At 60.3% G+C, this 13887-nt stretch carries 8 protein-coding genes and 1 pseudogene; 6 read left to right on the top strand and 3 right to left on the bottom strand.

Annotated elements, in window-relative coordinates; translation table 11 throughout:
* The first annotated feature begins 10 nt into the window (after positions 1–10).
* Positions 11–1831 (top strand): translational GTPase TypA, encoded by a 1821-nt coding sequence (gene typA, locus ACM110_RS08315; RefSeq protein WP_046815270.1) that lies wholly within the window; start codon positions 11–13, stop codon positions 1829–1831.
* A gap of 215 nt (positions 1832–2046) precedes the next feature.
* On the opposite strand, the gene ACM110_RS08310 is transcribed toward typA, so the two are convergent.
* Positions 2047–2484, bottom strand: a complete 438-nt coding sequence (locus ACM110_RS08310) for a YkgJ family cysteine cluster protein (RefSeq protein ID WP_416127392.1) — start codon at positions 2482–2484, stop codon at positions 2047–2049.
* A gap of 255 nt (positions 2485–2739) precedes the next feature.
* On the opposite strand from ACM110_RS08310, the gene ACM110_RS08305 reads away from it, so the two are divergent.
* From ACM110_RS08305 to ACM110_RS08285, 5 genes are all read left to right on the top strand, one after another.
* Complete coding sequence (locus tag ACM110_RS08305; RefSeq protein WP_338584258.1) at positions 2740–5190, top strand: glycogen/starch/alpha-glucan phosphorylase; 2451 nt, start codon at positions 2740–2742, stop codon at positions 5188–5190.
* Between the two features lie 163 nt (positions 5191–5353).
* The gene (locus ACM110_RS08300) at positions 5354–8518 is read left to right on the top strand and encodes a DUF2339 domain-containing protein (protein ID WP_416127391.1); all 3165 of its coding nucleotides are present in this window, start codon (positions 5354–5356) and stop codon (positions 8516–8518) included.
* Positions 8515–9885, top strand: a complete 1371-nt coding sequence (locus ACM110_RS08295; protein ID WP_416127390.1) for a DUF3999 domain-containing protein — start codon at positions 8515–8517, stop codon at positions 9883–9885. The genes ACM110_RS08300 and ACM110_RS08295 overlap by 4 nt, the downstream gene beginning before the upstream one ends.
* Before the next feature lie 271 nt (positions 9886–10156).
* On the top strand, positions 10157–11167 hold the full coding sequence (locus ACM110_RS08290) for a class 1 fructose-bisphosphatase (RefSeq protein ID WP_015093094.1): 1011 nt from the start codon (positions 10157–10159) through the stop codon (positions 11165–11167).
* 3 nt (positions 11168–11170) lie between these two features.
* Complete coding sequence (locus tag ACM110_RS08285; protein WP_416127389.1) at positions 11171–11773, top strand: DUF924 family protein; 603 nt, start codon at positions 11171–11173, stop codon at positions 11771–11773.
* A gap of 132 nt (positions 11774–11905) precedes the next feature.
* Here the strand turns inward: ACM110_RS08285 and ACM110_RS08280 are convergent, their stop codons facing one another.
* Positions 11906–12670, bottom strand: coding sequence for a methyl-accepting chemotaxis protein (locus ACM110_RS08280; RefSeq protein ID WP_416127517.1), 765 nt, complete (start codon positions 12668–12670; stop codon positions 11906–11908).
* Positions 12671–12763: 93 nt separating this feature from the next.
* Positions 12764–13786, bottom strand: a pseudogene (locus ACM110_RS08275) (cache domain-containing protein); the annotation flags it as partial.
* Positions 13787–13887: the final 101 nt, after the last annotated feature.

Here is a 13887-nt window from a genome sequence, read left to right as displayed (position 1 = left end):
AGATACACAAGTGATCGAAAATCTACGCAACATCGCCATCATTGCTCACGTTGACCATGGTAAAACCACCCTGGTAGATAAACTCCTGCGTCAATCCGGCACTCTGGAGCGCAACGAGCTCAACGACGAGCGCGTGATGGACTCCAACGACCAGGAAAAAGAGCGCGGTATTACCATTCTGGCGAAAAACACCGCCATCAACTGGAACGGCTACCACATCAACATCGTGGACACCCCGGGCCACGCCGACTTCGGCGGCGAAGTTGAACGCGTAATGTCGATGGTCGACTCCGTTCTGCTGCTGGTTGACGCTCAAGACGGCCCTATGCCGCAAACCCGTTTCGTGACCAAGAAGGCTTTCGAAGCCGGCCTGCGTCCGATCGTGTGCATCAACAAGGTTGACCGTCCAGGCGCGCGTCCGGACTGGGTTCTGGACCAGATCTTCGACCTGTTCGACAACCTGGGTGCCACCGAAGAACAGCTGGACTTCAAGGTCGTCTACGCCTCGGCCCTGAACGGTATTGCCGGTCTGGACCACAACGAAATGGCTGAAGACATGACCCCGCTGTACCAGTCGATCGTCGACAACGTACCGGCGCCGGCTGTTGACCGTGACGGTCCGTTCCAGATGCAGATCTCCGCACTGGACTACAACAGCTTCCTGGGTGTTATCGGTGTTGGCCGTATCGCTCGTGGTCGCATCAAGCCGAACTCCCCGGTTGTTGCTATCGGCGCTGACGGCAAGAAGCGTAACGGTCGTATCCTGAAGCTGATGGGTCACCACGGTCTGCACCGTGTAGACGTTGAAGAAGCTGCTGCAGGCGACATCGTTTGCATCAGCGGTATGGACTCGCTGTTCATCTCCGACACCCTGTGCCACCCGGACACCGTTGAAGCGATGAAGCCGTTGACCGTCGACGAGCCAACCGTTTCCATGACCTTCCAGGTAAACGACTCGCCATTCTGCGGTAAAGAAGGCAAGTTCGTGACTTCCCGTAACATCAAGGAACGTCTGGACAAAGAGCTGCTGTACAACGTTGCACTGCGCGTTGAAGAAGGCGACTCGGCTGACAAGTTCAAGGTTTCCGGCCGTGGCGAACTGCACCTCTCGGTACTGATCGAAACCATGCGTCGCGAAGGCTTCGAAATGGCTGTAGGCCGTCCGGAAGTGATCATCCGTCTGGTTGACGGCGTGAAGCACGAACCGTTCGAAAACGTCACCATCGACCTGCCGGAAGAATCCCAGGGCAAGGTGATGGAAGAGATGGGCCTGCGTAAGGGCGACCTGACCAACATGGTGCCGGATGGCAAGGGCCGTGTACGTCTGGAATACAACATCCCTGCTCGTGGTCTGATCGGTTTCCGTAACCAGTTCCTGACCCTGACCAACGGCGCTGGCATCCTGACCTCAATCTTCGACCGTTACGACGTGATGAAGTCGGGCGACATGTCCGGCCGTCAGAACGGCGTTCTGGTTTCGGTTGAAACCGGCAAGGCACTGACCTACTCCCTGGAAACCCTCCAGGCACGTGGCAAGCTGTTCGTTGAACACGGTCAGGAAATCTACAACGGTCAGATCGTTGGTCTGAACAGCCGTGACAACGACCTGGGCGTTAACCCTACCAAGGGCAAGAAGCTCGACAACATGCGTGCTTCGGGTAAAGACGAAACCATCGCTCTGGTTCCACCTGTTCGCTTCACCCTGGAACAGGCTCTGGAATTCATCCAGGACGACGAGCTGTGTGAAGTGACTCCTAAGTCCATCCGTCTTCGCAAGAAGATCCTGGACGAAAGCGAGCGTACCCGCGCTGCCAAGAAAGCCAAGGCATAAGATTTAGCCCGGCTTAACGAAAACGCCCCCGGTCGAAAGGCCGGGGGCGTTTTTGTTTGTCTGGGATTTGTGCGGTGCTTGTACTGGCCTCATCGCTGGCAAGCCAGCTCCCACAGGGTTTGAGTCGTACATGAAATTTGTGGACGGCAACAATCACTGTGGGAGCTGGCTTGCCAGCGATGGCGGCCGGTCACCGCCGCAAATTTCAGGAGGAATTAGAACCGCTCAATCGCCCGAGAATTGCGCTCGCGCTCCACTTCCTTCGGCTTGTACGCGCAATACCCCGGCCGTGGGCCGATTTTCGGGTGGTTGCGGCAAGTATCCGGGCGCTTTTCATAAATAGTGCACAGACGGCTCTTACGATCCAGGTAGTAGCAATCGTTGTTGCTCATGCGCTGGAGGGTGAAGATTCCTGACTTCTGGTTGAAACGCTCGACCAAACCTTCCTTTTGCAGGCGCTTGGCGATGTTCTTCGGCGGGTCACCCAGCTCGAATTCATCGACCACGCCGATACGGACCAGATCCTTGATCTTGACCTCGACCGGCAAGGTGCAGCAGCTGGACATGCACGAGCCGCACATCGGGGCGGAGTACTTGGCCCAGGTATCGAGGCGGTCGATCTCCGCGGCGGCGATCAGGTTCGGCTTCATCATCGGTTGTTACCAGCGTGTGCATCAGGGCGCGCGATCATACCGGGACTGGTGGATTTTTGAACAACCTTTTGCAGATTTTTTCTTTGCTGCCTCACAACACCGTTAATCCGGCACGGCCCCTGCATTGATTCAGGCACATGACAATGTATTGCCGACCCGATTCGCACTAACAGGAAAAACTGCCGAACCAGAGCCTCTACCGCCTGTCAGACCGTCTAGGCTCAGACAACTCCAAGCTCGCTCGAGGTCCTATCGATGACTCAAGAACCACTTGTTCGCGAAGCAGAGGTGGCCGCATTCCGCGACGCCGTCTTGACCAAACTCACCTACGCGGTGGGCAAAGACCCGGATCACGCCTTCGACCATGACTGGTTCGAAGCCATTGCCCTGGCCGCGCGGGATCACATGGTCGAGCACTGGATGGACCATACGCGGCAGATCTACCGCAAAGGTCAGAAGCGCGTTTATTACCTCTCCCTGGAATTCCTCATCGGCCGATTGCTCTTCGACAGCCTGAGCAATCTCGGCCTGCTCGACGTAGCCCGCGAGGCCCTGACCGAGCTCGGCGTCGACCTTGAGCGCATCCGTCTGTTGGAACCCGATGCGGCGCTGGGCAACGGTGGCCTGGGGCGTCTGGCGGCGTGCTTTCTGGAAAGCATGTCGACCCTCGGCATCGCCGGTCACGGTTACGGTATTCGCTACGAACATGGCCTGTTCCGCCAGGCCATCGTCGACGGTTGGCAGCAGGAACAGACCGAACACTGGCTGGATTTCGGTAACCCCTGGGAGTTTGAGCGGCCGGAAGTGGTGTATCCGATCGGTTTCGGTGGCAGTGTCGAGACCGTCACCGATGAAAGCGGCAAGTCCAAGCAAGTCTGGCACCCGGCGGAAACGGTCCGGGCCATTGCCTACGACACGCCGGTGGTCGGCTGGCGCGGGGCGAGCGTGAACACCTTGCGTCTGTGGCGCGCACGAGCCATGGAAGATTTGCACCTGGAACGCTTCAACGCCGGTGACCACTTGGGCGCGGTCGCCGAAGTCGCCCGTGCCGAAAGTATTTCCCGCGTGCTCTACCCGGCGGACAGCACCGAAGCCGGGCAGGAACTTCGTCTGCGCCAGGAATACTTCTTCGTCGCCGCGTCCTTACAGGACTTGCTGCGTCGTCATCGCAACATGCACACCTCGGTGCTGACCCTGGGTGATCACGCCTCGATCCAGCTCAACGATACCCACCCCTCGATTGCCGTTGCCGAGCTGATGCGTCAGTTGGTCGACGTGTATGACGTGGCGTGGGATGCGGCGTGGCAGGTCACGGTCGATACGCTTTCCTATACCAACCACACGCTGTTGCCCGAAGCGTTGGAAACCTGGCCGGTCGGTTTGATGGAACGCATGCTGCCGCGACACATGCAGATCATCTACCTGATCAACGCCCAGCACATCGACTCGCTGCGCGCCAAAGGCATCCACGACTTCGACGTGCTGCGCGCGGTGTCGCTGATCGAAGAAGACAACGGCCGCCGCGTGCGCATGGGCAATCTGGCATTTCTCGGCTCCCACAGCGTCAACGGCGTGTCTGGACTGCACACGCAGTTGATGCGCAAAACGGTGTTCTCCGAGTTGCACAAGCTCTACCCGGAACGAATCAACAACAAGACCAACGGCATCACCTTCCGCCGCTGGCTTTATCAGGCCAACTCCGAGCTGACCTCGATGCTGGTCGATGCCCTCGGTCCGGAACTGTTGGACAATCCCGAAGAGCGGTTACTCGGTCTTGAGCCGTTCGCCGAGAAGACCGCGTTCCGCAAAGCTTTTGCCGAACAGCGGCTGCACAGTAAAAAAGCCTTGGCCTACCTGATTCACGAGCGGCTGGGGATTGCGGTCAATCCGGCGGCGATGTTCGACGTGCAGGTGAAGCGGATCCACGAGTACAAACGCCAGTTGCTCAACCTGATGCACACCGTGGCGTTGTACCAGGCGATTCGCGCCGAGCCGGAAATCGACTGGGTGCCGCGGGTGAAAATCTTCGCCGGTAAAGCGGCGGCCAGTTATCACCAGGCCAAGCTGATCATCAAGTTGACCAACGACATCGCCCGGGTGGTGAACAACGACCCGACCGTGCGCGGCTTGCTCAAAGTGGTGTTCCTGCCCAACTACAACGTCAGCCTGGCGGAGAGCATCATTCCGGCGGCGGATTTGTCCGAGCAGATTTCCACCGCCGGTTTCGAAGCCTCGGGCACCAGCAACATGAAATTCGGCCTCAACGGCGCGCTGACCATCGGCACCATGGACGGCGCCAACGTGGAAATGAGCGAGCGCATCGGCACCGAGCACATGTTCATTTTTGGTCTCAGCGCACAGCAGGTCGAGGCGCGCAAGCAGAACCACGAGTTCAACGCGGCGCCGGATATTGCCGCGTCCCATCGGCTTAACGATGTGTTGCAGGCCATTCGCGGCGGGGTGTTCTCGCCTGATGACCCGTCCCGCTATGCCGGCTTCATCGACTCGCTGGTGGACTACGACCGGTTCCTGGTCTGCGCCGATTTCGATTCCTACTGGAGCGCGCAGATGCGCGTCGAAGCCCACTGGCATGACTCGCAACAATGGTGGCGTTCAGCGGTGTTGAACACGGCGCGGATGGGCTGGTTCTCGTCGGACCGGACGATTCGTGAATATGCCACGGAGATCTGGAAGGCGTTGGAGTAAGTCTTCGGTCGGATCGATATACTGGCGCGCCGCAAAAGATCGCAGCCTTCGGCAGCTCCTACAGGATCGCGTATCAAAGCGCTTTTGTAGGAGCTGCCGAAGGCTGCGATCTTTTGTCTGTGGCTACGCTAATCTTTCTGGATTGCGCTCAAGGATATCGACCATGCAATGGATGTTGATGCTGATTGGCCTGGTGCTGGGCTGGATACTCGACGAGTCGTTCGGCGATGCGCTGCTGGGCGCTTTGCTCGGGTTGGCGATCGGTCAGGCCTTTCGTATCGGCAAATTGGCTTCGCAGGCCGACGAGCAACGCCGCTTGTTGGAGAGGGCGCAGGTTGCGTTGCATGGCGTGGAGCAGCGTTTGGCCGTATTGGAAGTACCCGGTTTCACTGCCCCTGAAACCCGTGAACCTGCTATCAGTGAATCCGCTCCGGCACCTGAGATCATCGTCGCGCAGTCCCCTATCGAAACGCCTGAACTGATCTGGGAACTGCCTCCCGAGCCCGTCGATGCCTGGAAACCCGAACCGGTCACCCGCGAGCCGCAACAACCTGCCATCCCGAGCGGCCCCAACTTCATCGAGCGCGCCATCAACGGCGCCCGCGCCTGGCTGTTCGGCGGCAACACGGTGTTGCGGGTTGGCGTGGTGTTGTTGTTCCTCGGCCTGGCCTTCTTGCTGCGCTATGCCACCGAAGGTGTGGTGGTGCCGATCGAGTTGCGTTACGCCGGTGTCGCGGCGGCGGCGCTGGGCCTGCTTGGCCTCGGTTGGTGGCTGCGATCGCGAAACAATAATTACGCGTTGATGCTGCAGGGCGCCGGGGTCGCGGTGTTGTACCTGACGGTGTTTGCGGCGATGCGCTTGCATCCGCTTATCGATCCTTCGGCGGCGTTTGGGCTGCTGGTCGCGGTGACGGTGTTTTCGGCAATTCTCGCCATTACTCAGGACTCCTTGGGACTGGCCTCAGTGGCAGCACTGGGTGGCTTCGCCGCGCCCATCCTGGCCTCCACGGGCAGCGGAAGCCATGTGGCGTTGTTCAGCTATTTCGCCTTGCTCAACGCCGGCATCCTCGGCATCGCCTGGTTCAAGGCTTGGCGAATGCTGAACGTGATCGGTTTCGTCGGCACGTTCGGCATCGGTTTCGCCTGGGGTGCACGGTCCTATACGCCGGAGCTATTGTGGAGCACCGAGCCGTTCCTGATTCTGTTCTTCCTGATGTATCTGGCCATCGGTCTGTTGTTCGCCCGACGCAAGCTGCTGGAAATGGGCGATGTACCTGAGGATGGTGGCCGCGAGGCGCTGCTGCACTGGTCGGCGCGCAAGGGTGACTACGTCGACGGCACGCTGCTGTTCGGTCCGCCCTTGGTGGGCTTCGGTTTGCAGTTCGCATTGGTGCAGCATCTGGAGTTCGGCGCCGCGTTCAGTGCCTTGGCGCTGGGCATCATTTACATGAGCCTGGCCCGTTTGCTGTTCGCCGGTCGTACGTTGCTGCTGGCGGAAACCTGCCTGGCCCTGGGCGTGATCTTCACCAGCCTGGCGATTCCCCTGGGGCTCGATGCGCGCTGGACCACCGCCGCATGGGCAGTGGAGGGCGCGGGGATCCTGTGGCTGGGCCTGCGTCAGCAACGACCGTTGGCCCGGGCCTTTGCCTTGCTGCTGCAACTGGGCTCGGCGCTGGCGTTTCTCAGTGAGTTGGGCGATGGCCAGAGCAGTCTGCTCGAAGGCGCACCGTTGGGTGCGCTGATGTTGGGTATCGCGCTGCTGTTCAGTTTCTATCAGTTGCATAAAGCGCAGCCCGAGCAGACGTCGTCGTGGGAGCGCAAAGGCTTGCCGGTACTGGCGTGTCTCGGCCTGTCGTTCCTCTACCTGCTGGCGCCGCTGTTTTTCTTCGCCCATGGCACGGCGATCAGTTGGGCAGTGGCCGGGTTGGTCACGTTGCTGGTCGGTTTGCGCCTGCCTTCGCGGACATTTGTCTTCACAGCTTTCGCGGTGCAGTGGCTGGGTGGTGCGTTGTTCCTGGTCGCCGAACCCATGCTCGACGAAGGCTTGCGTCCATTGGCCCATGGCGAATTCTGGACGCCGTTGGTGCTCGGTGTGGCGGGGTTGGTCGGGGCGTGGCGCTTGCAGCTCGCCAGCCTTGCCGGTCTGAGTGCGCAACGCTTGTCCCAGGCATTGCTGGTGTGGGGCGCAGGCTGGTGGGCGCTGGCGTGGGTCAGTGAAGTGCTGCGCTTTGCCCCGTTGTCCTTGCAGGCGACGCTGCTGCTGGCTGTCGCGACCTTGAGTGTTGCGTTGTGGACCGTGCTGGCGCTGCGCCTGAAATGGCCATCACTGGGGCTGCTTTGCACCGTGCTGATCCCGGCGGCCGGGCTGGTGTTGCTCGCTGCCTGGCATTCGCGCTATCACCCGGCGGCCAGCTTCGGCTGGTTGGCGTGGATAGCGGTGTTCGTCGTGCATTTCATCTCACTGCGACGCTTGGCACCGATGCTCCCTGCACGGGTGCTCAGCAGCGCCCATGTGCTCGGTTGCTGGCTGCTGATCGGCGTACTGGCCCTTGAGTTGCGATACGGCTTGCTGCTGTTGTCCGAGCAATACAATGCCTGGCGCTGGCTGGGTTGGGCGATTTTGCCGAGCCTGTATCTGGTGTTGATGGCCGCGCCGCGTGCCTGGCCATGGCCGATATCGGAGTATTCGCGCGAATACCGCGTGTATGCCGCCGCGCCGTTGGCGTTGTTGATGCTGGGCTGGTTCTGGCTGGCCAATGTCTTCAGTGACGGCTTGGCCGAGCCGCTGCCCTACGTGCCGCTGATCAACCCGCTGGAGCTGGGTTTGCTGTTTGCACTATTCGGCGTTTACGTCTGGTCTCGCAGCGCCGTGTCGCAAGTCGAGCTGCGTCAGGATTTCGCCGCGTCCGCCACACAACTGGTCGCTGGCGTCTCGCTATTCGTGTTCTTTACTGCACTGGTGATGCGCACGACTCATCACTGGAGCGGCGTGCCGTACGAACTCGATGCGCTGCTTGAATCGATGCGGGTGCAGGCCGGTCTGTCGATCGTCTGGACCTTGATGGCCTTGAGCTTGATGATCGGCGGCCATTTGCGTCATCGCCGCGAAGTCTGGCTGATCGGCGCGGCGCTGATCGGTGTGGTGGTGGCCAAATTGTTCTTTGTCGAATTGAGTAACCGCGGCGGGCTGGCGCGGATAGTGTCGTTTATCGGCGTCGGCGTGTTGCTGCTGGTGGTGGGCTACTTCGCCCCGTTGCCGCCCAAGCGCGTCGAGGCTGTGCCGGAAGCTGAAAGACCGGCCCCGGAAACCGAAGGAGTGTCGTCTTGAGTCAGAAGCTGAACCTGGGCTGGTTGGGCGCTGTTGCGATGGGCATGGCGCTGACAGCCGTTGCTCAGGAAAAACCGGCGGACTTCGCCACGCAGGTAGCGTTGTCGGTGAGTGGCGAAGGCCCGTGGTATCGCCTCGAATTACCGCTGGCAGTGCAACTGAATGCACGGCAGAGCGACCTCAGCGATGTGCGCGTCTTCAATGCTGCCGGCGACCAGCAGGCCTACGCCCTGGCCCGTGAAACTGCGCAAACCGACGACAACCGCACACTGACCGACGTCAAATGGTTCCCGCTTTACAACTCGGCGGATGCCACCGAGCACGCCCCGAGTGTGCGGGTGCAATCGAGCGCCAACGGCACACTGGTCGAAGTGCAGCCCTCCAGTCAACTGGAGGCGGGTGAAGAGGAGTTACGAGGCTGGCTGCTCGACGCCAGCGGAATCAAAGCACCGTTGCAGCAGTTGATCCTCGACTGGACCAGCGAGCGCGACGGTTTCCAGCGATTTACCATCGAGGCCAGCGACGATTTGCAGCATTGGCAATCGTGGGGCGAAGGGCAGGTGGCGCGGCTGACCTTTGCCGATGAGCGGGTCGAGCAGCATGAAGTCAGCCTGCCGGGGCAGTCGGCGCGTTACTTGCGTTTGTTGTGGGAAGCGCCGCAATCGGCGCCGACTCTGACGTCGGCGCAACTGCAAAGCGCCAGCCCCCGCAACCTGCCGCTGCCGTTGGTCTGGTCGCAAGCGTTGGCCGGCAGCAGTGCGAAGGCCGGTGAGTACATCTGGCAATTGCCGATGGGCCTGAACGTCGAGCGCGTGCGGGTCGAGTTGGAACAGCCTAACAGCCTGGCGCCTGTGACCTTGTCGGGTCGCCGCGACAGCAGTCTGCCATGGCAGCCGTTGAGCAGTGGTTTGCTCTATCGCCTGACCCAGAACGGCCAGGACGTGGTGCAGAACGAATTGCAGTTGTCGGGGCAAATCGTGCAACAAATGAAGCTGACCGTGGACGAACGCGGCGGCGGTCTTGGAGCGCAAACGCCAACGCTGAAGTTCGCGGTGCGTGCCACGCAATTGGTGTTTCTGGCCCGCGGTCCGGGGCCTTATACGCTGGCGCTGGGCAATTCGACGGTCAAGGCGGCGAACTTACCGTTGTCGACGCTGATTCCGGACTATAGCGCTGCGAAGCTGACGACGCTGGGCAGGGCTTCAGTCGATGGCGGGGTGGTGACGGCCTCGACGGCGGCGCCAGTACCGGTTGCCGTGGGCACCGACTGGAAGAGGTTCGGCCTGTGGGCCGTGTTGCTGCTTAGCGTGTTGTTCCTGGCGGCGATGGCGTTCAGTCTGCTGCGCAAGCCGCCGGTCAAACCGTGACAGCAGGTGCTTCGCACCCTATCGCTGGCAAGCCAGCTCCCACAGGTATTGCGGCGTCCCTGTGGGAGCTGGCTTGCCAGCGATGGCGTCGGAACTGACATTAGATTATCGAAATTGCCATTTATCGGCGCCTCACATCCAGCCCATTTCCTACTACGCTGAACCCCGCGCATGAACTCTCTTCAGCCGATCACGTCTGATAGGAGGAAATGCGCCCCGACTCGCGTTAAACTGCGCGGGTTTTTAGCCCCCCATTCCACCGGAGCCTTCCATGTCCCGCGTTACCTTGAGTCGCTATTTGATTGAGCAGACCCGCAGCAACAACACTCCTGCCGATCTGCGCTTCCTGATCGAAGTGGTGGCGCGTGCTTGCAAGGAGATCAACCACGCCGTGTCCAAAGGCGCCCTCGGCGGCGTTCTGGGCAGCATGGGCACTGAAAACGTTCAAGGCGAAGTGCAAAAGAAACTCGACGTGATCTCCAATGAGATCCTGCTCGAAGCCAACGAATGGGGCGGTCATCTGGCCGGTATGGCGTCCGAAGAAATGGACAACGCCTACCAGATCCCGGGCAAATACCCGAAAGGCGCGTACCTGCTGGTATTCGACCCGCTGGACGGTTCGTCGAACATCGACATCAACGCCCCGGTCGGCACGATCTTCTCGGTACTGCGTTGCCCGAACGAGTACCTGAGCCAGAACGAACCTTTGAATGAAAAGGCCTTCCTGCAGCCAGGCACCCAGCAAGTCGCCGCCGGTTACGCGATCTATGGTCCACAGACCATGCTGATCCTGACCTTGGGCGATGGCGTGAAAGGCTTCACCCTGGACCGTGAAATGGGCAGCTTCGTACTGACCCACGAAAACATCACCATTCCTGAAGCCACCCAGGAATTTGCCATCAACGCCTCCAACCAGCGTCACTGGGAAGCACCGGTGCAGCGCTACGTCGGCGAATTGCTGGCAGGCGATGAAGGCCCGCTGAAAAAGAACTACAACATGCGTTGGGTTGCCGCGATGGTTGCGGACGTGCATCGCATCCTGACCCGTGGTGGTCTGTTCATGTACCCACGTGACAGCCGCGAGCCATCGAAGCCGGGCAAACTGCGCCTGATGTACGAAGCCAACCCGATGTCGTTCCTGGTGGAACAAGCGGGCGGCGCGTCCACCGACGGCCACCAGCGCATCCTCGACATCCAGCCAGAAGGCCTGCACCAGCGCGTAGCGGTGTTCCTCGGTTCGAAAGAAGAAGTTGCACGCGTCACGGCTTACCACAAGGAATAAACCATGACCGCGCCCTGGCAGCCGTTGCTCGATTGGTGGTTCGGTACAGCCGAAACTTCCAAGGCAATCGCGGCTGACAAGGGCAAGTTATGGTTCGGCAAGCGCGACAGCCAGGACCTCGAAGCGCGTGAGCGTTTCGGGGACCAGGTCGAGCAGGCACTGGCCGGCGGATTGACCGAGTGGGCGCAACGCCCCGAAGGTTGGCTGGCACTGGTGCTGTTGCTCGACCAGCTCCCGCGAATGATCTTTCGCGACTCTCCCAAATCATTTTCCGGCGATCTCAGGGCGCAAGCGCTGGTGGCGCAAGGCATTGCTGCGGATTTTGATCGGCAGTTAAGGCCGATTCAGCGAGTGTTCATCTATCTGGTGCTGGAGCACTGCGAGCACTTGGCCGTGCAGAACGAATGCATCTCGCGCTACATCGAACTGGTGGCGCAACAGCCTGAAGCTGATCGGACTCTGTTTGCCGATTACCTGGATTACGCCGAGAAGCATCAGAAAGTGATTGCGCAGTTTGGACGATTTCCGCATCGCAATGCGGTGTTGGGGCGGGAGTCTACGGCTGAAGAGTTGGTGTTTCTGTCGAAGCCGGGTTCACGGTTTTAGATCTTCGTTGCGGCTGATGCCGTCATCGCGGGCAAGCCCGCTCCCACAGTGATCGGGTCGGACACAAAATTTGTATTCACCGTAGATTCCTGTGGGAGCTGGCTTGCCAGCGATGAGGCCGGGGAGTGCAGCTTAAATTCTGAAACTACCCACCAACTGCTTCAGCCGCGCCGCCTGCTGCTCAAGATCCGCACACGCACGCAACGTCGACTGCAGGTTCTCCACGCCTTCCTGGTTTAGCGTATTGATCTCGGTGATGTCGACGTTGATCGACTCCACCACCGCCGTTTGTTCTTCGGTCGCAGTCGCCACCGACTGGTTCATGCCATCGATTTCGCCGATACGCTGGGTCACGCTGCCCAGGCGTTCGCCCGCCTGATTGGCGATGCCCACGCTGCTTTCGCTCTGGCGTTGACTGTCGGTCATGGTACTCACCGCTTCGCGGGCGCCGACTTGCAGTTCTTCGATCATCTTCTGCACTTGCTGCGCCGAATCCTGGGTGCGGTGGGCGAGGTTGCGCACTTCATCGGCAACCACCGCAAAACCACGTCCGGCTTCACCGGCGCGCGCGGCTTCGATGGCGGCATTGAGGGCCAGCAGGTTGGTCTGCTGGGAGATGCTGGTGATCACTTCCAGAATCTGCCCGATGTTGACCGTGTTGCTGTTGAGCGTTTCGATGTTGCCGCACGAATCGCTGATCTTCGCCGAGAGCTGTTGCATCGCCGCGATGGTTTTATCCACTACCTGCTGACCGTCTTCAGCGAGGCTGCGCGCATCGCTGGAGTGTTGCGAGGCGAGCGCGGCGTTCTGCGCGATTTCCTGGGCGGCGGCGCCGAGCTGGTTGATTGCGGCGGCCACGCTGCTGGTGCGCGAGGCTTGCTGGTCGGAGTTGAACATCGACGAGTTGGAGGCGGCTACAACGCGCAGCGCCACTTCGTTGACCTGGCCGGTGGCCGAGGACACTTCAATGATGGAGGTGTGAATACGCTCGACGAAACGGTTGAACGACAAGCCCAGCGCGCCGAATTCATCGTGGCCGTGAATGGTCAGGCGTTTGGTCAGATCGCCTTCGCCTTCGGCAATGTCATGCATGGCGCGGCCCATGGTCAGCAATGGCTGCATCAACAAGTTGATCAGCATGCCCAGCAACGCAATGATGATCACCACCGCAATCACCATGGCAATGATCGCCGAGGTGCGGAATTCGCTGAGCATCGAGAACGCGGTGTCCTGGTCGAGCACCAGTGCCACATACCAATCCGCCGACGGCACGCCGTTGACGTGGGTGAAGGAGATGAACTGGCGCTTGCCGTCGATCTCGACTTCTTTCATGCCCGGGCTGACTTTCGGCGCACCGCTGGAATAGGCCTCGGTCAGGTTCTTGAGGACCAGTTTGCTGTCCGGGTGAATCAGGATCTTGCCATCGGCGCTGACAATGAAGGCATGGCCGTGACCGCCGAAGTTCAGCGAGTTGATGATCGCGCTGACGCTGGTCAGGTCGATGTCAGCACCGGCCACCCCGATCATCTGACCCTGACGCTGTACCGGGGTCGCTACGGTGATCACTAGTTTGCCGGACGAAGCGGCGATGTACGGTTCGGTAACAATGGTCTGTTGCGCGTTGTTGGCCGCTTTGTACCAGCCACGGGCGCGTGGGTCGTAGTCCGGTGCGCGGTTGCCCGCCGGGATCGAGAACATCACGCCGTCCGCGCCACCGAAGTAGCTCAACTGGAAATTGCCGGTGTAGGCGGGCAAGTCGATGATCCGCTTCAGGCTGGCAGGGGCATTGCCGTCGGCGCTGACTTGCTGGGCCATCGATTGCAGCAACTGCATGCGGCTTTCCAGCCAGGTCTGGATGTTGCTGGTGGTCAGGCTGCCGAGTTCCTGCATCGAGGCCTGGGTGCTGCTGCGCAGGGTCTGGCGCTGGCGATAGTCGTTGAACAGGATGAAACAAGCGAATGCGACGGCCACCACGAGGGCGGCAGCCAACAAGATCTTGTGGCTGAATTTCATGTTTCTGGTCATTGGATGAGCTACCGCAGGGGATCTGGTCAACAAAGAGGGGCAAACGCCACGGGCGTGGCTTCGCGTTGCATTTTATGTCGACTGAGCGG

Source organism: Pseudomonas sp. NFX98, from assembly GCF_047784845.1.
Taxonomy (GTDB): Bacteria; Pseudomonadota; Gammaproteobacteria; order Pseudomonadales; family Pseudomonadaceae; genus Aquipseudomonas.
The sequence above is the reverse complement of the archived record's forward strand: the minus strand, read 5'-3'. Positions and strand labels throughout refer to the sequence as shown.